This is a genomic window from Mesorhizobium sp. M7A.F.Ca.CA.002.09.1.1 (genome assembly GCF_003998555.1).
In the GTDB taxonomy this organism is placed as follows: Bacteria; Pseudomonadota; Alphaproteobacteria; order Rhizobiales; family Rhizobiaceae; genus Mesorhizobium; species Mesorhizobium ciceri.
Map to the genome: position 1 here is coordinate 1 of NZ_RZRR01001561.1, position 509 is coordinate 509.

Consider the following 509-nt stretch of genomic DNA (forward strand, 5'->3'; position numbering starts at 1 on the left):
GGCCGGATCGAGATCGGCGATCTTCGAATCCCAGGACACGATCCTGTCGCTAACCAACGCCGCTACGACGGTGGCGGAAACCGGCTTGGAAAGGGAGGCGATCTGGAACACCGTGTCGGCGTCGACGATCTCAGGCTTGCCGGCCTCGCGATGCCCAAAACCCTTGAGGAAGATCACCTCGTCATCGCGCACGACGCCGATGGCGAGCCCGGGCACGGCACCGTCCGCGACGGCGGCTTCGGCAAGCGCTTCGAGCTTCGACAGGGCAGCAGTGATGCGCTCGGGCGTGAGGCTATCGGCCGGCGCCGCGTGCGGCCAAAGCGCCATTGCGGCGATGAAGACCCAACCCCTCCACTGGCAGAGATTCCGATTCAGCCGCATGCACAAGCCTCCTCCCAGGAATTCACATGACCATGATACAGGCCCGCACGGGTGAGACCAGCCCTTCTCGGGCGGCTCACGCCGCGAGCCGGATTCATCGGCCGCGCCGACGACGTCAGCTTCAGCGC

At 65.8% G+C, this 509-nt stretch carries 1 protein-coding gene; it reads right to left on the minus strand.

Features of this window, described 5'->3' with window-relative positions; translation table 11 throughout:
* Window positions 1-381, minus strand: a 381-nt coding sequence (locus tag EN994_RS34660) for a serine hydrolase domain-containing protein (RefSeq protein ID WP_164746585.1), incomplete at its 3' end; no start/stop codon positions are given.
* Window positions 382-509: the final 128 nt, after the last annotated feature.